25 protein-coding genes and 2 pseudogenes are annotated in these 24,195 nt (G+C 72.3%); 8 read left to right on the top strand and 19 right to left on the bottom strand.

Annotation, left to right across the window (positions count from 1 at the left end; genetic code table 11):
• Window positions 1-13 precede the first annotated feature (13 nt).
• A complete protein-coding gene (locus ACFVVO_RS02170; protein ID WP_390051052.1) occupies window positions 14-346 on the top strand; it encodes an ATP-binding protein in 333 nt (110 codons plus the stop codon).
• 90 nt (window positions 347-436) lie between these two features.
• On the opposite strand, the gene ACFVVO_RS02175 is transcribed toward ACFVVO_RS02170, so the two are convergent.
• The 5 genes from ACFVVO_RS02175 to afsQ1 all read right to left on the bottom strand — a co-directional run bounded on the left by ACFVVO_RS02175 (window position 437) and on the right by afsQ1 (window position 4,278).
• A complete protein-coding gene (locus tag ACFVVO_RS02175; protein WP_390051564.1) occupies window positions 437-640 on the bottom strand; it encodes a PspC domain-containing protein in 204 nt (67 codons plus the stop codon).
• 88 nt (window positions 641-728) lie between these two features.
• Window positions 729-1,289, bottom strand: coding sequence for a VanZ family protein (locus tag ACFVVO_RS02180; protein WP_390051053.1), 561 nt, complete (start codon window positions 1,287-1,289; stop codon window positions 729-731).
• Between the two features lie 93 nt (window positions 1,290-1,382).
• On the bottom strand, window positions 1,383-2,021 hold the full coding sequence (locus ACFVVO_RS02185) for a hypothetical protein (RefSeq protein ID WP_390051054.1): 639 nt from the start codon (window positions 2,019-2,021) through the stop codon (window positions 1,383-1,385).
• Complete coding sequence (locus ACFVVO_RS02190; protein WP_390051055.1) at window positions 2,018-3,604, bottom strand: ATP-binding protein; 1,587 nt, start codon at window positions 3,602-3,604, stop codon at window positions 2,018-2,020. Before ACFVVO_RS02190 ends, ACFVVO_RS02185 begins: the two co-directional genes overlap by 4 nt.
• The gene (afsQ1, locus tag ACFVVO_RS02195; RefSeq protein ID WP_390051056.1) at window positions 3,601-4,278 is read right to left on the bottom strand and encodes a two-component system response regulator AfsQ1; all 678 of its coding nucleotides are present in this window, start codon (window positions 4,276-4,278) and stop codon (window positions 3,601-3,603) included. Before afsQ1 ends, ACFVVO_RS02190 begins: the two co-directional genes overlap by 4 nt.
• A 296-nt stretch (window positions 4,279-4,574) precedes the next feature.
• Here afsQ1 and ACFVVO_RS02200 point away from each other — a divergent pair, with 296 nt between their 5' ends.
• Complete coding sequence (locus ACFVVO_RS02200; protein ID WP_390051057.1) at window positions 4,575-5,312, top strand: SigE family RNA polymerase sigma factor; 738 nt, start codon at window positions 4,575-4,577, stop codon at window positions 5,310-5,312.
• 169 nt (window positions 5,313-5,481) lie between these two features.
• On the opposite strand, the gene ACFVVO_RS02205 is transcribed toward ACFVVO_RS02200, so the two are convergent.
• Complete coding sequence (locus ACFVVO_RS02205; RefSeq protein ID WP_390051565.1) at window positions 5,482-6,078, bottom strand: uridine kinase; 597 nt, start codon at window positions 6,076-6,078, stop codon at window positions 5,482-5,484.
• Window positions 6,079-6,238: 160 nt separating this feature from the next.
• Between ACFVVO_RS02205 and ACFVVO_RS02210 the strand changes: the two genes are divergently transcribed.
• Window positions 6,239-6,655: a hypothetical protein gene (locus tag ACFVVO_RS02210; RefSeq protein ID WP_390051058.1), complete on the top strand. Its 417-nt coding sequence runs from the start codon at window positions 6,239-6,241 to the stop codon at window positions 6,653-6,655.
• 96 nt (window positions 6,656-6,751) lie between these two features.
• Here ACFVVO_RS02210 and ACFVVO_RS02215 read toward each other — a convergent pair whose 3' ends face one another.
• The 3 genes from ACFVVO_RS02215 to deoC are packed head-to-tail and all read right to left on the bottom strand — an operon-like array spanning window position 6,752 to window position 10,036.
• The gene (locus tag ACFVVO_RS02215; protein WP_390051059.1) at window positions 6,752-7,636 is read right to left on the bottom strand and encodes an aldehyde dehydrogenase family protein; all 885 of its coding nucleotides are present in this window, start codon (window positions 7,634-7,636) and stop codon (window positions 6,752-6,754) included.
• Window positions 7,629-9,065: an aldehyde dehydrogenase family protein gene (locus tag ACFVVO_RS02220; protein ID WP_390051060.1), complete on the bottom strand. Its 1,437-nt coding sequence runs from the start codon at window positions 9,063-9,065 to the stop codon at window positions 7,629-7,631. The genes ACFVVO_RS02215 and ACFVVO_RS02220 overlap by 8 nt, the downstream gene beginning before the upstream one ends.
• A 5-nt stretch (window positions 9,066-9,070) precedes the next feature.
• Window positions 9,071-10,036: a deoxyribose-phosphate aldolase gene (deoC, locus tag ACFVVO_RS02225; protein ID WP_390051061.1), complete on the bottom strand. Its 966-nt coding sequence runs from the start codon at window positions 10,034-10,036 to the stop codon at window positions 9,071-9,073.
• Between the two features lie 130 nt (window positions 10,037-10,166).
• Here deoC and ACFVVO_RS02230 point away from each other — a divergent pair, with 130 nt between their 5' ends.
• On the top strand, window positions 10,167-10,823 hold the full coding sequence (locus tag ACFVVO_RS02230) for a PH domain-containing protein (RefSeq protein WP_390051062.1): 657 nt from the start codon (window positions 10,167-10,169) through the stop codon (window positions 10,821-10,823).
• Between the two features lie 8 nt (window positions 10,824-10,831).
• Here the strand turns inward: ACFVVO_RS02230 and ACFVVO_RS02235 are convergent.
• The 5 genes and pseudogenes from ACFVVO_RS02235 to ACFVVO_RS02255 form a co-directional block, all read right to left on the bottom strand.
• Window positions 10,832-11,033, bottom strand: a pseudogene (locus ACFVVO_RS02235) (DUF397 domain-containing protein); the annotation flags it as partial.
• Window positions 11,034-11,064: 31 nt separating this feature from the next.
• Window positions 11,065-11,328 (bottom strand): annotated as a pseudogene (locus ACFVVO_RS02240) (helix-turn-helix domain-containing protein); the annotation flags it as partial.
• Window positions 11,329-11,391: 63 nt separating this feature from the next.
• The gene (locus ACFVVO_RS02245) at window positions 11,392-13,038 is read right to left on the bottom strand and encodes a phospho-sugar mutase (RefSeq protein WP_390051063.1); all 1,647 of its coding nucleotides are present in this window, start codon (window positions 13,036-13,038) and stop codon (window positions 11,392-11,394) included.
• Window positions 13,039-13,135: 97 nt separating this feature from the next.
• Window positions 13,136-13,960, bottom strand: a complete 825-nt coding sequence (locus tag ACFVVO_RS02250; protein WP_390051064.1) for a purine-nucleoside phosphorylase — start codon at window positions 13,958-13,960, stop codon at window positions 13,136-13,138.
• 116 nt (window positions 13,961-14,076) lie between these two features.
• Window positions 14,077-14,514 (bottom strand): gamma-glutamylcyclotransferase, encoded by a 438-nt coding sequence (locus ACFVVO_RS02255; protein ID WP_390051065.1) that lies wholly within the window; start codon window positions 14,512-14,514, stop codon window positions 14,077-14,079.
• 95 nt (window positions 14,515-14,609) lie between these two features.
• On the opposite strand from ACFVVO_RS02255, the gene ACFVVO_RS02260 reads away from it, so the two are divergent.
• Both ACFVVO_RS02260 and ACFVVO_RS02265 read left to right on the top strand, forming a co-directional pair.
• Window positions 14,610-16,058, top strand: a complete 1,449-nt coding sequence (locus tag ACFVVO_RS02260; RefSeq protein WP_390051066.1) for an NAD(P)H-quinone dehydrogenase — start codon at window positions 14,610-14,612, stop codon at window positions 16,056-16,058.
• A 192-nt stretch (window positions 16,059-16,250) separates the two neighbouring features.
• Window positions 16,251-17,174: a DeoR/GlpR family DNA-binding transcription regulator gene (locus ACFVVO_RS02265; RefSeq protein ID WP_390051567.1), complete on the top strand. Its 924-nt coding sequence runs from the start codon at window positions 16,251-16,253 to the stop codon at window positions 17,172-17,174.
• 389 nt (window positions 17,175-17,563) lie between these two features.
• Here the strand turns inward: ACFVVO_RS02265 and ACFVVO_RS02270 are convergent, their stop codons facing one another.
• Window positions 17,564-19,336 (bottom strand): acetyl/propionyl/methylcrotonyl-CoA carboxylase subunit alpha, encoded by a 1,773-nt coding sequence (locus ACFVVO_RS02270; RefSeq protein ID WP_390051067.1) that lies wholly within the window; start codon window positions 19,334-19,336, stop codon window positions 17,564-17,566.
• A 381-nt stretch (window positions 19,337-19,717) separates the two neighbouring features.
• On the opposite strand from ACFVVO_RS02270, the gene ACFVVO_RS02275 reads away from it, so the two are divergent.
• Window positions 19,718-20,290 carry a hypothetical protein gene (locus ACFVVO_RS02275; RefSeq protein WP_390051068.1) on the top strand — a complete coding sequence of 191 codons (573 nt, stop codon included), beginning with the start codon at window positions 19,718-19,720 and terminating at the stop codon, window positions 20,288-20,290.
• Here ACFVVO_RS02275 and ACFVVO_RS02280 read toward each other — a convergent pair.
• The 4 genes from ACFVVO_RS02280 to ACFVVO_RS02295 form a co-directional block, all read right to left on the bottom strand.
• Window positions 20,262-20,879 (bottom strand): Maf family protein, encoded by a 618-nt coding sequence (locus ACFVVO_RS02280; protein WP_390051069.1) that lies wholly within the window; start codon window positions 20,877-20,879, stop codon window positions 20,262-20,264. The genes ACFVVO_RS02275 and ACFVVO_RS02280 overlap by 29 nt on opposite strands.
• A 20-nt stretch (window positions 20,880-20,899) precedes the next feature.
• Window positions 20,900-21,028: a morphogenic membrane protein MmpB gene (gene mmpB, locus ACFVVO_RS02285; protein ID WP_268894155.1), complete on the bottom strand. Its 129-nt coding sequence runs from the start codon at window positions 21,026-21,028 to the stop codon at window positions 20,900-20,902.
• A 72-nt stretch (window positions 21,029-21,100) separates the two neighbouring features.
• The gene (locus ACFVVO_RS02290; RefSeq protein WP_390051070.1) at window positions 21,101-21,310 is read right to left on the bottom strand and encodes an acyl-CoA carboxylase epsilon subunit; all 210 of its coding nucleotides are present in this window, start codon (window positions 21,308-21,310) and stop codon (window positions 21,101-21,103) included.
• 66 nt (window positions 21,311-21,376) lie between these two features.
• A complete protein-coding gene (locus ACFVVO_RS02295) occupies window positions 21,377-22,978 on the bottom strand; it encodes an acyl-CoA carboxylase subunit beta (protein ID WP_390051071.1) in 1,602 nt (533 codons plus the stop codon).
• Between the two features lie 111 nt (window positions 22,979-23,089).
• Here ACFVVO_RS02295 and ACFVVO_RS02300 point away from each other — a divergent pair, with 111 nt between their 5' ends.
• Window positions 23,090-23,950 (top strand): biotin--[acetyl-CoA-carboxylase] ligase, encoded by an 861-nt coding sequence (locus ACFVVO_RS02300; protein ID WP_390051072.1) that lies wholly within the window; start codon window positions 23,090-23,092, stop codon window positions 23,948-23,950.
• The last annotated feature ends 245 nt before the right edge of the window (window positions 23,951-24,195 follow it).

Here is a 24,195-nt window from a genome sequence, read left to right on the forward strand (position 1 = left end):
GGACGCATTTAACATGAAGCAGTCTGCTGCCAAGACCCTCGGTGTCGCCGCCCTCGGTGCCGCTTTCGCGGCCGTAGGAGCGGGCGCCGCCGAGGCGGCCCCGGCCGCTCCGGTCGCCCCGCAGGCCCTGGACTCCGTCACCACCGCGCTGCCGGCCCAGAACGTCGGCCAGGCGCTCGCCCAGGGGCAGGGCGCTCTCGGCACCGGGGGCACCACCGCGCAGCCGGTCGTCGGGAACGTCCTCGCCGGAGGGCCGACCGCGCCGCTCGCCGGGCTGCTCGGCGGACTGCCGCTCCAGGGCATGCCCACGCAGGGCGTCGCGGTGAACGGCCTGCCGCTCGGCTGACGTCCGCCGTACGACGCCGTCGGCGCGCCCCGGAACCTTCCCGGGTCACGCCGACGGCGTCCGCGTGCGCGGTGTCCGGCCCGCGGGGGCTCACCAGGTGGCGGCGCGGGCCTTGCCCTCGGCCGGGAGCAGGATCCACAGCGCTATGTAGAGCAGGAACTGCGGGCCGGGCAGTAGGCAGGACACCAGGAAGACGACCCGCATCGTCGTCGCGGAGGTGCCGAAGCGCCGGGCCAGCGCGGCGCACACTCCGCCGATCACGCGGCCGTGGGTGGGGCGGGCGAGGCTGGACATCTGCGGCTCCTTCGTGGACGACGAGGCGGTCCGGTCGGCTGCCTCGATGATGTCCACGGTACGGAGACGAAGGGGGCGAAGCGTCGCTCTATGGGGCGATCCCGACCCTGGGAATCGTCGGGGTACGACCCTGAGCCAGGTCCTCCTGGACGGTGACCTGCCCAGTCGCGCCGGGTGCCCGCCCGGTCCGCCGGCGCAGCCGGGCCCGGCCGGCCGGGACCACGGCCAGGTGGGCCAGGGCCACGCCCACGGTGTTCAGCAGCAGCGAGTCGACGTCCACGACCCGGCCGGGCACGCCGGTCTGCAGCAGGGCGATGCCGGTGGAGACCAGGGCGCCCGCGGCGGTCGTACGGACCAGGGAGGCGAGCGGCGACACGGCGAGCCTGCCGTGTGCCGCGGGAAGCAGCACGCCCAGCGGTGCGAGCAGCGCCAGCCCCTCGGCGATGCGCCTGGCCGCCTGGGCCCCGCCCAGCGCCAGATCGGCCCGGATGCCGGCCAGCGGACGCAGATTGGCGGGCATCACCCAGGGCACGTCCAGGGGGCGCAGCATCAGCCAGGCGACGAGCCCGAGATGGGCGACGAGGAGGACACCCCCCGTCACACGGATACGGATCGCGGCGCTGCCGCCGATGGAGCCTTGACGCTGCACGCCCCCCAAGACGCACCCCTGTGCACAATCGGTTCCGCAACCGTCACGGGGACGTGCGTGAGGCGTCCGCCACACCCGGGCGCCGCCGGCTCCTCAGCCCGCGGTGACCTCGCTCGACGGCGGGTCCGTGCTGCCCGGGCGGTTGCGGACGGTGTCGGTGCACTCGTAGCGGCGCAGCGGGGCGGGGGCCGGGCCGCCCAGGATCACCGAGCCGTCGCCCTCCGCCGCCGCGGAGTCGGACAGGGTGCACACGATCTGGGCGAGGGCGTAGGAGGTGAGCCGGGCCGGGGTGGCGCTCAGCCGCAGCGTGTCCTCCGGGTCCTTGTGGCCGTGTCCGGCCACGCCCAGGCCGCCCGGCACGTACGTGGTGTAGCCCGCCGACCTCTCCGCGGCCGAGGGGGACGCGGCGAGCTGGTCCAGCAGGCCCTGGGCCACGATGACCCGGCGCCGCGCGTCCGGGGTGCCCTCCGGGACGCGCACGGTGCGGTCGACGGCGACCAGGGAGGACCCGCACAGCAGGAACACCTGAACCGGTACGCCGTGCGCGGACTGGGTCGTCACATCGGGCGCGGACAGCGAGCACGGCACCCGGGAGGGCGCCGCGCCGAAGTCCGTCGGCACCTCGGTGGGCCGGATCCCGCACCCGGCGAGCACCGTGGTCAGGAGGGAGGCCGCGAGCAGACGTCGTACGGTCCGGGCCGTCGGCTCGGTCCGTTCGGTCCGTGCGGTCATGATCCCTCCTTCCCGGTGGTGTTCCCGGCCTTGTCGTCCTCGGTGTTCTCGTCGTCCTCCGCCGTCAGCCGCGAGGCGTCCCGTGGCAGCCGCAGTGTGAACACCGCGCCGCCGTCGGGTGAGTTGGCGGCGGTGATGCCGCCGCCGTGGATGTGGGCGTTCTCCATGGCGATGGACAGGCCCAGGCCGCTGCCCTCGGAGCGCGGCCGGGAGGCGCTGGCCTTGTAGAAGCGGTCGAAGACGTGCGGCAGGACGTCCTCGGGGATGCCCGGCCCGTGGTCGCGCACCGCGATGACGAGATCGTCGCCGTCGATCCGCACCGACACCCTGACCGGCGAGCCGCCGTGCTTGAGGGCGTTTCCGATCAGATTGGCCAGTATGACGTCCAGGCGGCGCGGGTCCAGCCGGGCGTGACGCCCGCGCTCGGCGTCCAGCTCGACCGCGTCCAGCCAGGCGCGGGCGTCGATGCAGGCGGTGATCTGGTCGGCGATGTCCACGTCGTCCAGGACCAGCCGGGCGGTGCCCGCGTCGAACCGGGTCACCTCCATCAGGTTCTCGACCAGGTCGTTCAGCCGCCGGGTCTCGCTGACCACCAGCCGTACGGCGGGCTCGATCATCGGGTCGATGCTGCCGGCCTCGGCGTCCAGCTCCTCCTCGAGCACCTCCGTCACGGCGGTGATGGCGGTCAGCGGGGTCCGCAGCTCATGACTCATGTCCGCCACGAAGCGGCGCGAGGACTCGTCCCGGGCGGCCATGTCGGCGACCCGTTTCTCCAGCGCCTCGGCCGCGTTGTTGAACGTCCGTGACAGATCGGCCAGTTCGTCGGTGCCGGACACGCTGAGCCGGGTGTCGAGCCGGCCCTCGCCGAGTCGCCGGGCGGCCACCCCGAGCCGGTGCACCGGCTTCAGCACGGTCGTGGCGGCGGCCTGCGCGAGCAGCGCGGAGCCGATCAGGGCCAGGCCCGTCGCGATCCCCAGCGACCAGGCCAGCGAGTTCAGGTCCTTGGCCTCCGGCTCCAGCGACTTGGCCAGATAGCCCGTAGGCCCACCGCCGGCCAGCCGAGCCCCGGCCACCAGGTACGGCGTGCCGTGGTCGTCGACCCGCTGCCAGTACAGGTGGTACGGCGCCTTGTTGCCGTCGGTCACCTTCTGCCGCTTGTTCACCGCCGCGCGCAGCGACGCCGGCACGTCCTCCAGCGAGAAGCCGTTGATCCCGCCCGAGGTGCCGTACACCGTCTTGCCGCGCGCGTCCTCGGCGACCAGCAGCACGCTGAACCGCTGGCTGCTGCCGGCCATCTGGCCCGCCGCGCGCTGCAGTTCGTCCTGGGTGGGGCGCACGGGCAGCGCGCCCGCCCGGTTCTGCATCTCCTGCTGGAAGTCGCGCAGCACCGCGTCCTGCGCGCGCGTCAGCACGGCCTCGCGGTTCAGCCAGTACGCGATGCCCGACGCCGACACCGCGGCGGTGAGCGCGACCAGCGCGAAGACGACGACCAGCCGCAGTCTGAGGCTGGTGAACCGCAGCCGCGACACACTTCCCTTGCGCCCCGCGGCCCAGCCGCGCGGTCCCCCTTGCGTATCGGTCACTGAGGACTGTCCAGGCGGTAGCCGACACCACGGACGGTACGGATCAGGGTCGGGGAGGAGGGCACGTCCTCCACCTTGGCGCGCAGCCGCTGCACACACGCGTCCACCAGACGCGAGTCGCCCAGGTAGTCGTGCTCCCACACCAGCCGCAGCAACTGCTGCCGGGAGAGCGCCTGACCGGGCCGCCGGCTCAGCTCCAGCAGCAGCCGCAGCTCGGTCGGCGTGAGCTGCAGGTCCTCGCCGTTCTTGGTCACGGTCATCGCGGAGCGGTCGATGACGAGGCTGCCGAAGGTCGCCGAGTCGCTCGACTCGCGCTCCCCGCGTCGCAGCACGGCCCGGATCCGGGCGTCCAGCACCCGGCCCTGGACGGGCTTCACGACGTAGTCGTCGGCACCGGACTCCAGTCCGACCACCACGTCGATGTCATCGCTGCGGGCGGTCAGCAGGATGATCGGAAGCTGGTCGGTGCGCCGGATGCGCCGGCACACCTCGAACCCGTCGATGCCGGGCAGCATCACGTCCAGCACGATCAGATCCGGCCGCTGCTCGCGCAGCAGCTTCAGACCGTCCTCACCGCTGGCAGCGGTCACCACCCGGTGTCCCTGGCGCGTCAGGGAGAGCTCCAGGGCCGTGCGGATGGCGTCGTCGTCCTCGATCAGCAACAGGGAAGGCACGGGCTCATTCTGGCCCATGGACGGGGTGCGGATCGACCGGTGGGACGCAGATCGCGGTGCATGGTGCCCCACGGCGGTCCGGGCGGGTCCCGGCGGGTGGTTCCGCCAGTGCCCGGCGAGACCGTGTCGCCGGCTCGGGCGAAGCTCTTCTGACACGCCCCGGCCCGACCCCTGTGACAGGTCTGTGACAGTCGGCGGACACGGCCATGAAGGTCACTAGGCAAGCTTTTCGGCACAGGCAAGGAAGCACGACCGAGCAGGCCGGGGCACCGGAAGTCCACGACGGGGAGCGCGAGATGAACACGCTGCACAGCATCAGCACCAGCGCAGTGGTCACGCGTCTGCACGACGTGCACCGGGGCCCGGAGAAGTCCGGTGCCGTGGGAGGGCGGGGGTGCTCCCGCGGCACCGGGCGTCAGCACACCGGTTACATGACGGTGGTTGACGCGCCCACGGGGGAGACGCACGGGGGATCCGCGTACGGGGAGGAACCGGGGGAGCGTCGCTCGCTGACCGAGGCGGAGTTCACCGCCTACGTCCAGGAGCGCCGCGCCTCCCTGTACGCCACCGCCTACCACCTGACCGGCGACCGCTTCGAGGCCGAGGACCTGCTGCAGAGCGCGCTGTTCTCGACGTACCGGGCGTGGGAGCGGATCAGTGACAAGGCGGCGGTCGGCGGCTATCTGCGCCGCACCATGACCAACCTGCACATCAGCGCCTGGCGGCGCCGCAAGCTCAACGAGTACCCGACCGAGGAACTGCCGGAGACGCCCGGCGACACGGACGCGATGCGCGGCACCGAACTGCGCGCGGTCCTGTGGCAGGCGCTGGCCCGGCTGCCCGAACTCCAGCGCACCATGCTGGTCCTGCGCTACTACGAGGGCCGTACGGACCCGGAGATCGCGGAGATCCTCGGCATCAGTGTCGGCACGGTGAAGTCCAGCATCTGGCGATCCCTTCGCCGGCTGCGCGAGGACGAGGTCCTCAGCTTCGGCCGTGACGAGGAGAACGCCTTCGGCGAGCTGGTCGCCTGAGGTCAGGGGGGGAGTCACGGGGGAACGGGGGACCACTGGGGGGTGGAACCCACGGGGGAACACGGGGGAGTGAAAAGGAGCGGGACTGGCGGGCCTGAGGCCCGTCCAGTCCCGCCTCGCGTTCGGCGCGCCGCGCGTCCCTCTCAGGGCCTGATCCGCCGGACAGGCCCTACGCCACCGTCCGCTGCGGAGCCGGCGGGCCCGCCGTGGCCATCCGGTCCAGTGCCTCGTCCCGGTCGCAGGGATGGGCGCCCAGGGACACCTGCCGGGCCACGATCGACCGCTCGGTGCGCATCAGCCGCCAGCCCCGCCGGAGCAGGAACGGCACCGACTTGCGGCCCTCCTTGAGGTCCCGCAGGAAGCGCCGGCGGAAGGTGGTGACCGAGCCCCGGTTCAGGCACAGCGCGTCGGCCAGCACGCCGCGTTCCCGGCAGCGCTCCACGATCTCGGCGGCGAAGATGCCCTCCGCGATGAACAGCGGCGCGGGCCCTATGCTCAGCGTCTCCTCGCCGGTACGGGCGCTCAGCGCGAGGTCGTACACCGGTACGGGCGTCGCCCCCGTGGCGCACAGCCGGACGATGGCCTCGACCGCGACGTCCGCGTCCCACGACCCGGGGTGGTCCCAGTCGATGTCCGAACTCCCGTCCACCAGCGGCAGGGTCGGGTCGGCGGCCTCCTTGTAGAAGTCGTCGAGGCGCAGCACGGGAAGCCCGGAACGGGCGGCGACGAGGGACTTGCCCGAACCCGAGGGGCCGCAGAGCAGCACGACACGGGCGGGGGACGGGGGATGAAGGCTCACGGAACACCAGTTTGACGCATGGCGGCGCTCCTGCCGACCCCGCGGGTCGGCTTTGGAGCGCGCGTCACATCTCAACTACCCTACGTGCTGATCTGTTTACCCTGCGCACCAGAAGGCGGCCCAAGCGATGGCCCGACACACTTCCTCCCCGCACCCCACCGTGCAGCGCGCCCTGATCGCCCTCGCGGCCGCCGGAGCGGCGCTGGGAGCGGGCGCGGCGTCCGCGCACGCGGACGGCGGCGCCCGGCTCGCCGACGCGCCCGCCTCGCTCGGCGACCTCGACCCGGCCGCGGGCCTGACGTCCCTCACCGGCACGGTCGGCTACGCCACCGGCCCGGTCTCCGGCCTCAAGCCCAACCCGCTCGCGGGCACCGGCGTCGACCCGCTGGACAACGGCGTCGGCACCCAGATCGCCGACTTCAAGCCGGTCAGCTCACGCGATCTGACCCGGCCGGTGGCCGAGGCGGATTCGCTCGGGAGCCTGCCGGCGCTGGGGCAGGTCATGGACCCGCGGGGCGCCTCCCAGAGCGCGCCGCTGGGCTGACCCGCGCCCCCCGGCCGACGCCCCGGTACGACGAAGAGCCGCGCCACCCCCGGACGGAGGGGTGACGCGGCTCGCTCGTGCAGGGCGTGGGCCGGCTCAGTACGACGAGCCGGAGGCGCCCAGGGAGCCCGTCGGGTGCCAGACCGTCTTGGTCTCCAGGAACGCCGTCAGGCGGTCGGTTCCCGGCGTCTCGAAGTAATCCACAGGCTGTGGACGAAGGACGCGCTTGAGGTTGTCCGCCGCCGCGATCTCCAGCTCCTTGGCCAGTACCTCGTCGGCGCCCGCGAGGTCGATCGCGTTGACGTCCTGGTGCGCGGCCAGCGGCGCGGCGATCTCCGCCGTACGGCCCGACAGGATGTTCACGACACCGCCGGGGACGTCGGAGGTGGCCAGCACCTCACCCAGGGACAGGGCGGGCAGCGGGGCCTTCTCGGAGGCGATCACGACCGCCGTGTTGCCGGTGGCGATCACCGGGGCCACGACCGAGACCAGCCCGAGGAACGACGACTCCTGCGGGGCCAGGACGGCGACCACGCCGGTCGGCTCGGGGGAGGAGAGGTTGAAGAACGGGCCCGCGACCGGGTTGGCGCCGCCCACCACCTGGGCGATCTTGTCGGTCCAGCCCGCGTACCAGACCCAGCGGTCGATCGTGGCGTCAACGACCGCGGCCGCCTTCGACTTCGACAGGCCCTCGGCGTCCGCGACCTCCCGGACGAACTGCTCCCGGCGGCCCTCCAGCATCTCCGCGACGCGGTAGAGGACCTGGCCGCGGTTGTAGGCGGTCGCGCCGGACCAGCCGCCGAACGCCTTGCGCGCGGCGACCACCGCGTCACGGGCGTCCTTGCGGGAGGACTGCGGGGCGTTGGCCAGCCACTTGCCCTTTGCGTCGGTCACGTCGTACACCCGGCCGCTCTCGGAACGCGGGAACTTCCCGCCGACGTACAGCTTGTAGGTCTTGAAGACACTGAGCCGATCAGACATCGAGGTACGCCTCCAGGCCGTGGCGGCCGCCCTCGCGGCCGAAGCCCGACTCCTTGAAGCCGCCGAACGGCGAGGTCGGGTCGAACTTGTTGAACGTGTTGGACCAGACGACACCGGCGCGCAGCTTGCCCGCGACGGCAAGGATCCGGGAGCCCTTCTCGGACCAGATACCCGCCGACAGGCCGTACGCGGTGTTGTTGGCCTTGGCGACCGCCTCGTCGGGCGTGCGGAAGGTGAGGACCGACAGCACCGGGCCGAAGATCTCGTCGCGGGCGACGGTGTGCGCCTGGGTGACGTTCGTGAAGAGCGTCGGCGCGAACCAGTAACCGGAGCCCGGCAGTTCGCAGGCGGGGGACCAGCGCTCGGCGCCCTCCGCCTCACCCTGCTCGGCCAGCGCGGTGATCCGGGCGAGCTGCTCGGCGGAGTTGATCGCGCCGATGTCGGTGTTCTTGTCGAGCGGGTCGCCGAGCCGCAGGGTGGACAGCCGGCGCTTGAGGGAGTCGAGCAGCTCGTCGTGGATGGACTCCTGGACCAGCAGCCGGGAGCCCGCGCAGCAGACCTGGCCCTGGTTGAAGAAGATGCCGTTCACGACGCCCTCGACGGCCTGGTCGATGGGCGCGTCGTCGAAGACGATGTTGGCGCCCTTGCCGCCCAGTTCGAGGGTGAGCTTCTTGCGGGTGCCGGCGACGGTCCGCGCGATCTCCTTGCCGACGTTCGTCGACCCGGTGAACGCGACCTTGTTCACGTCCGGGTGCGCGACGAGCGCGGCGCCCGTGTCGCCGTAGCCCGGGAGGATGTTGACGACGCCCCTGGGCAGGCCCGCCTGGCGGCAGATGTCCGCGAAGAACAGGGCCGACAGCGGGGTGGTCTCGGCCGGCTTCAGCACGACCGTGTTGCCGGTCGCCAGCGCCGGGGCGATCTTCCACGCCAGCATCAGCAGCGGGAAGTTCCACGGGATCACCTGGCCGGCGACACCGAGGGGCTTCGGGTCCGTGCCGAACCCGGCGTGGCCGAGCTTGTCGGCCCAGCCCGCGTAGTAGAAGAAGTGCGCGGCGACCAGCGGGAGGTCCGCGTCCCGGGTCTCCTTGATCGGCTTGCCGTTGTCCAGCGTCTCCAGGACCGCCAGCTCGCGGCTGCGCTCCTGGATGATGCGGGCGATGCGGAACAGGTACTTGGCGCGCTCGGAGCCGGGCAGCGCCGACCACTTCTCGAAGGCCTTGCGGGCGGCCCGCACGGCGCGGTCGACGTCCTCGGCGCCGGCCTGCGCGACCTCGGAGAGCACCTCCTCCGTGGACGGGGAGACCGTCTTGAAGACCTTGCCGGCGGCGGCCTCGGTGAACTCGCCGTCGATGAAGAGGCCGTAGGAGGGGGCGATGTCGACGACCGCGCGGGACTCGGGCGCCGGTGCGTAATCGAATGCGGATGCCATGGTGATCAGTCCACCGTCACGTAGTCGGGGCCGGAGTAGCGGCCGGTGGCCAGCTTCTGACGCTGCATCAGCAGGTCGTTCAGGAGCGAGGAGGCGCCGAAGCGGAACCAGTGGTTGTCCAGCCAGTCCTCGCCCGCGGTCTCGTTGACCAGGACCAGGAACTTGATGGCGTCCTTGGTGGTGCGGATGCCGCCGGCCGGCTTCACGCCGATCTGGACGCCGGTCTGGGCGCGGAAGTCGCGGACGGCCTCCAGCATGAGCAGGGTGTTGGCGGGCGTGGCGTTCACCGCCACCTTGCCGGTCGAGGTCTTGATGAAGTCGGCCCCCGCGATCATGCCCAGCCAGCTCGCCCGGCGGATGTTGTCGTACGTCGACAGCTCGCCGGTCTCGAAGATGACCTTCAGCCGGGCGCTCGTGCCGCAGGCCTCCTTCACGGCGACGATCTCGTCGTACACCTTGAGGTACTTGCCCGAGAGGAACGCGCCACGGTCGATGACCATGTCGATCTCGTCGGCGCCCGCCGCGACGGCGTCCCGGACGTCGGCCAGCTTCACCCCGAGGGCGGCCCGGCCGGCCGGGAAGGCGGTGGCGACCGAGGCGACCTTCACGCCGGAACCGGCGACGGCCTCCTTGGCGGTGGCCACCATGTCGGGGTAGACGCAGACGGCCGCGGTCGCGGGGGTGGCGCGGTCCGTCGGGTCCGGATGGACCGCCTTGGCGCCGAGCGCCCGGACCTTGCCCGGGGTGTCCGCGCCTTCCAGCGTCGTCAGGTCGACCATCGAGATGGCGAGGTCGATGGCGTACGCCTTCGCGGTGGTCTTGATGGAACGGGTACCGAGAGACGCGGCGCGCGCCTCCAGGCCGACCGCGTCGACGCCGGGCAGCCCGTGGAGGAAGCGGCGCAGCGTGCTGTCGGACGCGGTGACGTCAGCGAAAGGCTGTGCGGGGGATGCAGTGGTGGGCATGGTCACCAGACGAGCATATCTACGCGCGTAGCGGATGTATACCCCCGGGTGCTCGGCACCTGCCCGGCGATCACGGACGAGCGCCGGGACCGGGGCGCGCGGGAACGCTTCGCCGGCGTCGGGCAGAATCGGCACCATGACGACCCCGGACCACCAGTCACCCGAGCCGCGGCCCACCGCCAAGGACGTGATCTACCGCTCGCCCCTGGCACTCGTCGCCGGTGTGCTGCTGCTGGCGCTCGCCTGCTGGCTGGGCTTCGACGCGCTGGTCCGCGGGCACGGGCGCACCCCCTGGCTGGCGCTCGCCACGCTGATCCTCGCCGTGCCGCTGGTGGTCGCCTTCACGCTGCGCCCGGCGGTGTTCTCGGGCGAGGACCGGCTCCGGGTCCGCAACCCCTTCCGGTCGGTCACCCTGCCCTGGGGCGAGGTCGCCTCCCTGCGCTCCGGCTACACCAACGAGGTCGTGGCCAACTCGGGCGACAAGTACCAGCTCTGGGCCGTCCCCGTCTCGCTGCGCGCCCGCAAGAAGGCGGCACGCCGGCAGGCCCGCGCGGACGCGGCGGCCCGGGGCGGCAAGTCCGGCGGCTTCGGCCTCGGCGGCGCCCTCGGCGACCATGACGGGCCGACCCGCGCGGAGAGCGACCAGATCATCGACGACCTGCGGGCGACCGTGGAGCGCCGGGGACCGGCCAAGACGGCCCAGGGCGAGGTGACGGTGCGCTGGGCCTACGAGGTGATCGCCCCCGCGGTCGCCGGCGCGGTGCTGCTCGCGGTGCTGCTGGCGGTGGGCTGAGGCCGGCCGGCGGCGTAGGGCGGGAAGTCGGCCCAGGCCGCGGGGGAGAGCGCCAGGCGGGGGTTCGCTGGTGTTCTTGGAGTCGCGGACGTGGACGGTACGGGGTGCTGTCGCGATCTCGACGCAGGACTCGCCGTCGGTGCCGCCGCTGTAGCTGCTCTTGAACCACGCGGGTTGCGTGGAGTTCCCAGGGACGGCCTCGTGGATCATGGCTCCCAGGAGTTGCTCGATGAAGGCCCGCGACTCCCCTGCCGGCCTCGATCTTGTAGACCATGTCCTCGCCGTAGCCGACGGCCCGGCCGGATTCCGGGGCGCGTACCCCGGCGGCCTCGCGGCGCGGCCTGAGCTGCCGCCCGACCGTCGCGATCACGGCGACGCCCCACTCGTCGTCCGGATCGACCTCCCAGCCCGGCTCGTCCGCCTCGCTCCCGAGGCGTTCCGCCTGTCCGACGTCATACCGTCCCCCACGGACCCGACCCCGCTCCGTGACACGGTGCGCGCACAGGGACACCGGTCACGGTGGCGGGGCAGGGCCGGGTGGCGTGGGTGATCGCGGAAGAAGGCCCGCTCAGAGACCCGCAGCCGCCGACAGGTCCCGCTTCAGGGCCGCCAGGAGTTCGCCGGCCCTGGTGCGGGCCGCCGGGAGGGCGGTGTGGTCGGGGGCCGGGACGACGACCTCCAGGTAGCACTTCAGCTTGGGCTCGGTGCCGCTGGGGCGGACGATGACCCGGGCGCCGTCGAGTGTGTAGCGCAGGCCGTCGGTGGGCGGGAGCCGGTCCGTACCGAGGGTCAGGTCCTCGGCGCGGGTGATGGCCAGGCCCGCCAGCTCGGTCGGGGGCTGCTCGCGCAGCCGGCGCATCGCGTCCGAGATGACGGAGAGGTCCTCGACGCGGACCGAGAGCTGGTCGGTCGCGTGCAGCCCGTGCTCCACGGCCAGGTCGTCGAGCAGGTCGAGCAGGGTGCGGCCCTGCTCCTTGAGCACCGAGGCCAGCTCGGTGATCAGCAGCGCGGCGGTGATGCCGTCCTTGTCCCGCACACCCTCCGGGTCGACGCAGTAGCCGAGCGCCTCCTCGTAGCCGTAGCGCAGGCCGTCCACGCGGGCGATCCACTTGAAGCCGGTCAGGGTCTCCTCGTACGGGAGCTTCGCGCTCTCGGCGATACGCCCGAGGAGGGAGGAGGAGACGATCGACTCCGCGAAGGTGCCGGTGGCCCCGCGCCCGACCAGATGGGCGGCGAGCAGCGAGCCCACCTCGTCGCCGCGCAGCATCCGCCAGTCGGCGCCGTCCCTGACGGCCACGGCGCAGCGGTCGGCGTCCGGGTCGTTGGCGATGACCAGGTCCGGGTCGGTGGCGCGGGCCCGTGCGAACGCCAGGTCCATGGCGCCCGGCTCCTCCGGGTTGGGGAAGGCCACCGTCGGGAAGTCCGGGTCCGGGTCGGCCTGCTCGGCGACCAGCACCGGCTCCGGGAACCCGGCGCGGGCGAACGCGGCCAGCAGGACGTCCCGGCCGACGCCGTGCATCGCCGTGTAGACCGTGCGTGCGGTACGCGGGGAGCCGGCGGCCAGGACGGCGTCCGTACGGGCCAGATAGGCGTCCAGGACCGCGTCGTCCAGCGTCGCCCAGCCGGACTCCGGACGGGGGACGTCGTTCAGCGAGGCGATCGCGTCGATCTCGGCGGCGATCTCCGCGTCGGCGGGCGGGACGATCTGGGAGCCGTCGCCGAGGTAGACCTTGTAGCCGTTGTCCCGGGGCGGGTTGTGGCTGGCGGTGACCTCCACGCCCGCGACCGCGCCCAGGTGCCTGATGGCGAACGCCAGGACCGGGGTGGGCAGGGGACGCGGCAGCACGGCGGCCCGCAGTCCGGCGCCGGTCACCACGGCGGCGGTGTCCCGGGCGAAGTCGGCGGACATGTGGCGGGCGTCGTAGCCGATGACGACCAGCCCGGCGTCGTGGTCCCCGTGGGGGGCCCCGTTCTTCCTCAAGTAGGCGGCGAGGCCGGCCGCGGCACGGATGACGACCGCGCGGTTCATGCGCATCGGGCCGGCGCCCAGCTCGCCGCGCAGGCCCGCGGTGCCGAACTGGAGGGTGCCGGAGAACCGGGCCGACAGTTCGGGCACGTCACCGGCGTCGATCAGCCCGGCCAGTTCCTCGCGGGTGCGCGGGTCGGGGTCCTCGGCGAGCCATGCCTTGGCCTTGGCGATGAGTTCGTCGTGCACCTTGGGATCAACCTCTCCTCAGTTCCTGCCGGAGGCTTCGCCCCCGGACCCCCGTTCCGCACCGCCCCACCGGCCCGGCCGGCGGGCGGGCGGTCTCTCAGATCCTGCCCAGTACCCGCGTCAGCAGCTGTCCCATGCGCGCCGCCGAGTCGCGGCCCGCCTGCAGGACCTCCTCGTGGTTCAGCGGCTCGCCGGTCATGCCCGCGGCGAGGTTGGTGACCAGGGAGATGCCCAGCACCTCGGCGCCGGCCTCGCGGGCGGCGATCGCCTCGAGCACCGTGGACATGCCGACCAGGTCCGCGCCGATGACGCGGGCCATGCGGATCTCCGCCGGGGTCTCGTAGTGCGGGCCGGGGAACTGCGCGTAGACGCCCTCCTCCAGGCTGGAGTCGATCTCCTTGCACAGGGCGCGCAGGCGCGGGGAGTAGAGATCGGTGAGGTCGACGAAGTTGGCGCCGACGATCGGCGAGGTCGCCGTCAGGTTGATGTGATCGCTGATCAGCACCGGCTGGCCCGGGCGCATGCCCTCGCGCAGGCCGCCGCAGCCGTTGGTGAGGACCACGGTCTTGCAGCCGGCGGCGACGGCCGTGCGGACGCCGTGCGCGACGGCGGCGACCCCGCGTCCCTCGTAGTAGTGCGTACGGCCGAGGAAGACCAGGGCGCGCTTGTCACCGAAGGAGTACGAGCGGATCTTGCCGCCGTGCCCCTCGACGGCCGGCGGCGGGAAGCCGGGCAGCTCGGTGACCTGGAACTCGGCGTCGGGGGCGCCAAGGGCGTCGACGGCCGGAGCCCAGCCGGAGCCCATCACGAGGGCGACGTCGTGGGTCTCGGCGCCGGTCAGTTCGCGCAGGCGCGCGGCGGCGGCGTCGGCGGCGGCGTAGGGATCGCCCTGGATGTCGTCCGGAAGAAGAGATGCGTTCACGCAGACGAGGGTAGCCGCTTCTCGCCTACGCGCGTAGATGACGGAGTCAACGGGATGGCGATCGTTGTCTTGTCGTTTCCAACGAGACAAGGTCCCGTCCGGGGTCCGGTGCGCGGCTAACACGGCCGCTTGCGCAGCTCCATCACGTAGTCGTGGGGCGCGCCCGCCGATTCCGCCGCGTCCGCGATCTCGCCCAGGTAGCGGGCCGAGGGCAGCCCGCCCTCGTAGCCGTTGAGGACGAACACCCAGGACGGTTCCTCGCCGTCGAGGGTGTGCACGCGGACCCGGACGCGGCGGTAGATCTCCAGGCCCACGCCCTCCCACCGGTCGAGGGACTCCTCGTCCATCGGTGCGATGTCGTACAGGCCGACGAAGACCTGGGCCCCCGGCTCCTCGACGATCGTCGCCAGCGCCCCCTCCCAGCCCAGATGCTCGCCGCCGAAGGTGAGCCGCCAGCCGTTCAGCCAGCCCACGGCGCGCTGCGGGGAGTGCGGGGCGCGGCGGGACATCAGCCGGGCGTCGAGGTTGCCGGCGTAAGCGGCATAGAGCGACATGCACGAAGGGTACGGCAGCCGAAACTCCCGTCCCTCATGTACCGGAGGCATCGGTGGGCGCCCCCGGGCAGTCGCACCTTGAAGCGTGCGGGACAATGGGCTACGTGACTCGGATCGTGATCATCGGTGGCGGACCCGGCGGATATGAAGCGGCCCTGGTGGCCGCCCAGCTCGGCGCGGAGGTGACCGTCGTCGACTGCGACGGTCTGGGCGGAGCGTCGGTGCTGACCGACTGCGTGCCGTCGAAGACCCTTATCGCTACGGCCGAGGTGATGACCACCTTCGACTCCTCCTACGAGGAGCTGGGCATCATCGTCGCCGACGACACCCCGCCGCTGGAGCAGGCGGCCCGGGTGGTCGGCGTGGACCTCGGCAAGGTCAACCGCCGGGTGAAGCGCCTGGCGCTCGCCCAGTCCCACGACATCACCGCGTCCGTCACCCGGGCCGGTGCCCGGGTCATGCGCGGCCGGGGCCGGCTCGACGGCATGCAGGCCCTGGACGGTTCCCGCAAGGTCGTCGTCACCGCCGCCGACGGCACCGAGGAGACCCTCACCGCCGACGCCGTCCTCATCGCCACCGGCGGTCACCCGCGCGAGCTCCCCGACGCCCGGCCCGACGGCGAGCGCATCCTCAACTGGACGCAGGTCTACGACCTCACCGAGCTGCCGGAAGAACTGATCGTGGTCGGCTCCGGCGTCACCGGCGCCGAGTTCGCGGGCGCCTACCAGGCGCTGGGGTCCAAGGTCACCCTGGTCTCCTCCCGGGACCGGGTGCTGCCGGGCGAGGACCCGGACGCCGCCGCCGTCCTCGAGGACGTCTTCCGCCGCCGGGGCATGAACGTCATGGCCCGCTCCCGCGCGCAGTCCGCCAAGCGCGTCGGCGACCGGGTCGAGGTGACGCTGGCCGACGGCCGGGTCATCACCGGCTCGCACTGCCTCATGGCCGTGGGCGCCATCCCCAACAGCGCGCGCCTGGGTCTGGAGGAGGCCGGTGTCAAGCTGCGCGACTCCGGGCACATCTGGACCGACAAGGTGTCGCGCACGACCGCTCCGGGCGTGTACGCGGCCGGTGACGTCACGGGTGTCTTCGCGCTCGCGTCGGTCGCGGCGATGCAGGGACGCATCGCCATGTACCACTTCCTCGGCGACGCGGTGGCCCCGCTGAACCTGAAGACGGTCTCCTCCAACGTCTTCACCGACCCCGAGATCGCCACCGTCGGCTACAGCCAGGCGGACGTGGACGCGGGCAAGATCGACGCCCGGGTGGTGAAGCTGCCCCTGCTGCGCAACCCGCGCGCCAAGATGCAGGGCATCCGGGACGGCTTCGTCAAGATCTTCTGCCGGCCGGGCACCGGGATCGTCGTCGGCGGTGTCGTCGTCGCGCCGCGCGCCTCGGAACTGATCCACCCCATCTCGATCGCCGTCGACAACAATCTGACGGTCGAGCAGATCGCGAAGGCCTTCACGGTGTACCCCTCGCTTTCGGGGTCGATCGCGGAGGTGGCACGGCAGTTGCACACGCGCAAGGCGGGCATCGAGGCCTGACCGGCACCGGCCGACTCCGCGCTGGTCACGGGGAGTTGTCGAGCATGCGTGCGGCATAGGCGGGCGGACTAGGTCCTTATATCACCTCCCGCTCTGCCGTGCGAACAACTTCTGTTATTCGGCGCAAACTGCTGAAACCAGACGGTCGTTGGGGTTACTGTCAGTTTCGTGTTCGCTGCAGAACGTCGCCAATTGATTCTCGAAATGGTGCGAGCGAACGGAGCCGTGTCGCTCCGTGAACTCGCCCGCGTCGTCCAGACCTCCGAAGTGACCGTACGGCGGGACGTGCGCGCACTGGAGGCAGAAGGACTCCTCGACCGCCGGCACGGCGGTGCGGTACTGCCGGGCGGGTTCACGCGGGAGTCCGGCTTTCCGCAGAAGTCCCATCTCGCGACCGCCGAGAAAACGGCCATCGCCGACCTCGCCGCCGGCTTCGTGGAAGAGGGCGAGGCCATCGTGGTCGGGGCGGGCACCACCACGCAGGAGCTGGCACGCCGGCTCGCGCGGGTGCCCGGGCTGACCGTCGTCACCAACTCCCTGCTGGTGGCACAGGCGCTGGCCCACGCCAACCGGGTGGAGGTCGTGATGACCGGCGGCACCCTGCGCGGCTCCAACTACGCCCTCGTCGGGTCCGGCGCGGAGCAGTCCCTCCAGGGGCTCAGGGTCTCCAAGGCCTTCCTGTCCGGGAGCGGGCTCACCGCGGAGCGCGGGCTGTCCACGTCCAACATGCTCGCGGCGTCCGTCGACCGGGCACTGGTGCAGGCCGCCGCCGAGGTCGTGGTCCTCGCCGACCACACCAAGCTGGGCACCGACACGATGTTCCAGACGGTGCCGACCGACGTCATCACCCGCCTGGTCACCGACGAGCCGCCCGCGCACGACGACCGCGCCGGCACGGAGCTGCAGGCCCTCGCCGACCAGGGCGTGCAGATCGCTGTGGCAGGGGCGGGGGGAAACCCGGTGGCTGAACCCATGCCCGCGGCCCGGCAGCAGAGGTCCTCCTCGCTGCCGGGGCCCCGTCGGGGGCAGGTCGCGGGGGGCGCGCTGCGGGGGATGCTCGGGGACCAGCCGTCCGGGGCCGAGCGGGGTCGCGTCGCCGACCTGCGCAGGCGCTGAGCGTTTCACGGGCGCTGAGGGGTCTCACGCGGGCTCTGGGGGCTTCACCGGCGCCTGAGGGGCCTTCATGCGGGCGCTGAGGGGCCGTCACGGGCGCCGAGGCCGCCGGTTCGCCGTAGGGCTTCGGGCCGCCGGTACGTCGGTCCGTCGGTTCGCTGTAGGGCTTCGAGTCGCCGGTCCGTCGGTTCGCCGCGGGGCTTCGGGTCGCCGGACGGGTGCGGGTGCCTCCTGGCCCCTCGCGGCCACGCGGCCGAGCCGCACACCGGCACAGCCCCGTGCCCCCGAGGCCGGCCGCCCGGACCCGTGTCCGCGGGGCGGCCCGTGGAAACCGGACGCCCGGCGGGCCCTGTCGGGCGCCACCGGGCGTCGGTGTTCGGGAATGCCTGCTGTCAGTCCTTGATCTCGCAGATCGCGGCACCGGACGTGACCGAGGCGCCCACCTCGAAGTTCAGGCCCTTGATGGTGCCGGACCTGTGGGCGTTGAGCGGCTGCTCCATCTTCATGGCCTCGAGGACGACGACCAGGTCGCCCTCCTTGACCTCCTGGCCCTCCTCCACCGCGACCTTCACGATCGTGCCCTGCATCGGGGAGGCGAGGGTGTCACCGGAGGCCACCGGGCCGGACTTCTTGGCCGCTCGGCGCTTCGGCTTGGCGCCGGCGGCGAGGCCGGTGCGGGCCAGCGACATGCCCAGGGAGGACGGCAGGGAGACCTCGAGGCGCTTGCCGCCGACCTCGACGACGACCGTCTCGCGGCCCGTCTCCTCATCCCCTTCGGCATCGGCCGGAGCGGAGAAGGGCTTGATCTCGTTGACGAACTCGGTCTCGATCCAGCGGGTGTGGACCTTGAACGCCTCGTCGGAGCCGGTCAGTTCGGGGGCGAACGCCGGGTCCCTGACGACCACGCGGTGGAACGGGATGGCCGTGGCCATGCCCTCGACCTGGAACTCGTCCAGCGCCCGGGCGGCCCGCTCCAGGGCCTCCTTGCGGGTGCGGCCGGTGACGATCAGCTTGGCGAGCAGGGAGTCCCAGGCCGGGCCGATCACACTCCCGGCCTCCACGCCCGCGTCCAGCCGGACGCCGGGGCCGGCCGGCGCCTCGAAGCGGGTGACCGTGCCGGGGGCGGGCAGGAAGTTGCGGCCCGGGTCCTCGCCGTTGATCCGGAACTCGAACGAGTGTCCGCGCAGCGCGGGGTCGTCGTAACCCAGCTCCTCGCCGTCGGCGATGCGGAACATCTCGCGGACCAGGTCGATGCCGGCGACCTCCTCGGTCACCGGGTGCTCCACCTGGAGGCGGGTGTTGACCTCGAGGAAGGAGATCGTGCCGTCCTGGCCGACCAGGAACTCACAGGTGCCGGCGCCCTCGTAGCCGGCCTCCTTCAGGATGGCCTTCGAGGCGCGGTACAGCTCGGCGACCTGCTCCTCGGAGAGGAAGGGCGCCGGGGCCTCCTCGACCAGCTTCTGGTGCCGGCGCTGCAGCGAGCAGTCTCGGGTGGAGACGACGACCACGTTGCCGTGCTTGTCGGCCAGGCACTGGGTCTCCACGTGGCGCGGACGGTCGAGGTAGCGCTCGACGAAGCACTCGCCGCGGCCGAAGGCGGCGACCGCCTCGCGCACCGCGGAGTCGTACAGCTCCGGGACCTCCTCGAGGGTCCTGGCCACCTTCAGACCGCGGCCACCGCCGCCGAATGCGGCCTTGATGGCGATCGGCAGGCCGTACTCCTCGGCGAAGGCGACGACCTCGTCCGCGCCGGAGACGGGGTCGGGCGTACCGGCGACCAGCGGGGCGCCGGCGCGCTGGGCGATGTGCCGGGCGGCGACCTTGTCACCCAGGTCGCGGATCGCCTGCGGCGGTGGTCCGATCCAGATCAGGCCCGCGTCCAGCACGGCCTGCGCGAACTCCGCGTTCTCCGAGAGGAAGCCGTAGCCCGGATGGATGGCATCGGCTCCCGACTCCCGGGCGGCGTTCAGCACCTTCTCGAAGTCCAGATAGCTGGTGGCCGGAGTGTCACCGCCCAGAGCGAACGCCTCATCCGCGGCGCGGACATGCAGAGCGTCCCGGTCCGGGTCGGCGTAGACGGCCACGCTCGCGATCCCGGAGTCCCGGCAGGCCCGGGCCACGCGGACAGCGATTTCGCCACGGTTGGCGATGAGCACCTTGCGCACGATTGAGGCTCCCTCCTTGAAACAAGCCGAGTTTAGGGACTGCCGACACGGCTCATCGACCCGTTCCCAATGGTGAGCTTGCCCACACGGAGCGTGATCCGAGGCCCGCTCGACCCGCGAAAGCCCATGTCGCACCTGGGGTACGGCAGGCCTCCTCCGGGCAACCCTAGCCCCGACATGTGGTCAAGGTCTCTGTGAGAGGGTGCCGCGCCCCACTCCGTTTCTTTGTCGAGTCCCTACGAATGGCCCAATGATTCTTTGCCGGTGGCCGAACCCTTGTCCCAGGGTTTACCCGTTAGTAGCGTTCGCGATGACGCGAACGTACCCGGAGTAACCGGGTTTTGGCTGGAGAGTGGGTGGGGCCCGGTGGTGCGCAGACCGGTGGCATGGGTCGTAGCGATCGTCCTCGTGGCCGAGGCGTTCGTCATCGGGGCGCTGAACTGGTTCCTCGGGATGGTCGTCGAGCGCCAGAAGATGTCGCTGGCCGGACTCGACCCGGATGTCATGTCGACGTCCTCGAAGATCGGCGGCCTGGTCTTCGGCCTCTACTTCGCCCTGTGTGCCCTGGTGGCCCTGCTGGTGGCGATACGCGACCGCGCCCCCGCCGGCTTCGGCCGGGTGCTGCTGATCAGCGTGGCGGTCGTGCACGGCCTGCTGGGGGCGTTCACGCTGAGCCTGATGGGCTGGCCGGCCTTCGTGTTCATGGTGGTGATGCTCGGCCTGGTCGTCCTGCTCCTGGTGAGCTACGACCGGGACGGCGGCCCGGAGCAGGGCGTGTCCGGCGGCGCCCCCGGGGCGGGCGGCGACCCGAGGGCCGAGGACGAGCCGGCCGCCGGGTCCCCGGAGGGCGTGGGCGCGGCGCACGGCGGTACGGCCGAGCCGCGGGGCGGGGGCGAGGAGCCGCGGGACTCCGTCCCCGCCCAGGTCACTCAGCCGGTGCCCACAACTCCGTGATGCCGACGCCCAGTTCGGCCAGCAACCGGCGGATGAGGGGCAGGCTGATGCCGATCACGTTGCCGTGGTCGCCGTCGATGCCCTCGATGAACGGCGCCGAACGGCCGTCCAGGGTGAACGCCCCGGCGACGTAGAGAGGTTCGCCGGAGGCGACGTACGCGGCGATCTCCTCGTCCGAGGGGTCACCGAAGCGCACGACGGTGGAGGCGGTCGCGGAGACGTAGCGCTTCGCCGTCGTGTCCCAGACGCAGTGCCCGGTCTGCAGGGTTCCGGCCCGCCCGCGCATGGCCTTCCAGCGGGCGGTGGCCTCCTCGGCGTCGGCGGGCTTGCCGAGCGCCTGCCCGTCCAGCTCCAGCACCGAGTCGCAGCCGATCACCAGGGCGCCCAGCACCTCCGGCTTCGCCGCCACCACCGAGGCCTTGGCCTCGGCCAGGGCGAGCGCCAGCTCCGCCGGGGTGGGCGCGGTGACGGCGTCCTCGTCGACCCCGCTTACGATCACCTCGGGGGCGAGGCCCGCCTGGCGCAGGAGGCCGAGCCGGGCGGGGGACTGGGAGGCGAGCACGAGTCGCCTGCGTGGCTTGGCAGTCATGCCGCCAGGTTAGCGCCGCGCTAACGCAGGCCGATCACGATCATCCCCAGCACCATCGCCAGGGCCAGGACGAGTCCGAGCCGCCGCAGCATCTCCTGCGTGTCGCGCAGTTCTTCGGGCGGCTCGTTCTCGGGGTCTGACCACAGCATTCTTCCAGCGTGCGGGTGGCTTCGGGCCGGGCGCCTGAGTACCCGTACTCAAGTTGGCGCCCGGCGCGGCGCTCAGCTCGGCCAGTAGCTGCGGGTCCAGGACGCCGGGCCCGGCTGGGGCAGGCGCGCGGACGCGATGCGGGCCGGGTCCGACCACGAGTCCCTCGTCCCGGGCGCGCCGGGCGGCGCCGCGGCGGCCGCCACGGCGCGGGCCCGGACCACCGCCAGGGCGGCGGCGAGCTCCTCCGGGGTCGGATTGCCTCGTACGACCTTGATGTTCATGACCGCTCCAGGGGTCCGCGGGGCGGGGCCGGTCCGCCGTGGTCCGCCGGACGGGCCCCGCAGGTCCTACAGGGGGATGTTGCCGTGCTTCTTCGGAGGCAGGGATTCCCGCTTCGTGCGCAGTTGACGCAGACCGCGGACGATGTGGGAGCGGGTGTCGGACGGCATGATCACCGCGTCGATGTAGCCCCGCTCGGCCGCGACGTAGGGGTTGAGGAGGGCGTCCTCGTACTCCTGGATCAGCCGGGCCCGGGTGGCCTCGCCCTCTCCTGAGCCCTCCGCCTCGCCGATGGTGCGGCGGTGCAGGATGTTGACGGCCCCCTGGGCGCCCATGACGGCGATCTGGGCGGTCGGCCAGGCCAGGTTGAGGTCGGCGCCCAGGTGCTTGGAGCCCATGACGTCGTAGGCACCGCCGAACGCCTTGCGGGTGATGACGGTGATCAGCGGGACCGTCGCCTCGGCGTAGGCGAAGATCAGCTTGGCGCCGCGCCGGATGATGCCGGTGTGCTCCTGGTCGACGCCCGGCAGGAAGCCCGGCACGTCGACGAAGGTGAGCACCGGGACGTTGAAGGCGTCGCAGGTCCGCACGAAGCGGGCGGCCTTCTCCGAGGCGTCGATGTCCAGGCAGCCGGCGAACTGCATCGGCTGGTTGGCGACGATGCCCACCGGGTGGCCCTCGACCCGTCCGAAGCCGGTGACGATGTTCGGCGCGAACAGCGCCTGCGTCTCGAAGAACTCCGCGTCGTCCAGGACGTGTTCGATCACCGTGCGGATGTCGTACGGCTGGTTCGCGCTGTCCGGGACCAGGGTGTCCAGCTCCAGGTCCTCGGCGTTGACGGTGAGGTCCGCCTCCTCCGCGAAGACCGGGGCCTCGCTGAGGTTGTTGGACGGCAGGTACGACAGCAGCTGCTTGACGTACTCGATGGCGTCCTTCTCGTCCCCGGCCATGTGGTGGGCCACGCCGGAGGCGGAGTTGTGGGTGCGGGCGCCGCCCAGCTCCTCGAAGCCGACGTCCTCACCGGTGACCGTCTTGATGACGTCCGGGCCGGTGATGAACATGTGCGAGGTCTGGTCGACCATGACCGTGAAGTCGGTGATCGCCGGCGAGTACACCGCACCGCCCGCGCACGGGCCGACGACCAGGCTGATCTGCGGGATCACCCCGGACGCGTGGGTGTTGCGGCGGAAGATCTCGCCGTAGGCGCCGAGGGAGGCCACGCCTTCCTGGATGCGCGCGCCACCGGAGTCGTTGATGCCGATGACCGGGCAGCCGGTCTTCAGCGCGAAGTCCATCACCTTGACGATCTTCTGGCCGTAGACCTCGCCGAGGGCGCCGCCGAAGACGGTGAAGTCCTGGGAGAACACCGCGACCGGGCGGCCGTCGACCGTGCCGTAGCCGGTCACGACGCCGTCGCCGTACGGGCGGTTCTTCTCCAGGCCGAAGTTGGTGGAGCGGTGGCGGGCGAACTCGTCGAGCTCGACGAAGGAACCCTCGTCGAGGAGGAGTTCGATGCGCTCACGCGCCGTCAGCTTGCCCTTGGCGTGCTGCTTCTCGACGGCGCGCTCCGAGCCGGCATGCGTCGCCTCGTGGATACGGCGCTGCAGATCCGCGAGTTTCCCCGCGGTCGTGTGGATGTCGATCTCTTGGCGCTCTTCCGGCTCGGACATCGGGATCGCGGCTCCCTGCCTGCTCAAAAGGGGGGACGGTTACTCATCCGTAGCGTAGTGGTGCCGCTGCGCATCAGCAGTGCGGCGTTTCCCACACCTAGGGTGACTTGCATGACGCCGCAGAATGCATCAGACGACAACCGCTGGTCCGATCTGGACCGCCCGCCCCTTAACGCCGCGGCGCTGCGGCGCGGGCTGGTGCGGGAGGGCGGGCTGTGGTCGGAGGTGGAGCTGGTCCAGCGGACCGGATCCACCAACTCCGACCTGGTGGCCAGGGCCGCGGCCGGCCGGGCGGGCGAGGGCGCGGTGCTGGTCGCCGAGGAGCAGACGGCCGGGCGGGGCCGGCTGGACCGGCAGTGGACCGCGCCGCCGCGGTCCGGCCTGTTCTTCTCGGTGCTGCTCGAGCCGGCCGAGGTGCCGGTGGCCCGCTGGGGCTGGCTGCCGCTGCTCACCGGTGTCGCGGTGGCGACGGGGCTGTCCCGCGCGGCCGGCGTGGACACGGCACTCAAGTGGCCCAACGACCTGCTGGTGACCGTCGGCGGCGAGGAGCGCAAGACCGGCGGCATCCTCGCGGAACGGGCGGGGGACGACGGGGTCGTCATCGGCGTGGGCATCAACGTCAGCCTGCGGGCGCAGGAACTGCCGGTGCCGCAGGCGGGGTCGCTGGCACTGGCCGGGGCGGTCAGCACGGACCGGGATCCGCTGCTGCGGGCCGTGCTGCGGTCGCTGGAGGACTGGTACGGGCGGTGGCGTTCGGCGGGGGGCGACCCTGCCGCCAGCGGACTGCAGGAGACCTACGCGGCGGGGTGCGCGACGCTGGGGCGCACGGTACGGGCGGAGCTGCCCGGGGACCGCTCCGTGGTGGGGGAGGCGATCGCGATCGACGGCGACGGCCGACTGGTCATCGCCACGGAGGCGGGGGTGCGGGAGCCGGTGGGCGCGGGCGACATCGTGCATCTGCGGCCCGCGTAGGGGGAGCGCCCCCGTGCAGGAGTGCGGGCAACTGCGCGAACGGCCCCCGCGATCGGGGCGACGGGATGGTGCCCGGTGCTGGGCCCGGCCGGGGGCGTTGCGCTTTCCCGCAGCCGGGAGCGCCTCCGAAGGGGCGCGGGGTACCGCACGAACGGCCCCCGCCGGCCCGCGGTCGGGGGCGATGGGTGGTGTCCTGGATGTGGTCCGGTCGCGGGGTTCGGGGGCGGCAGCCCCCGAGACGGCCG

The organism is Streptomyces sp. NPDC058145 (genome assembly GCF_042884245.1).
Lineage (GTDB): Bacteria > Actinomycetota > Actinomycetes > Streptomycetales > Streptomycetaceae > Streptomyces.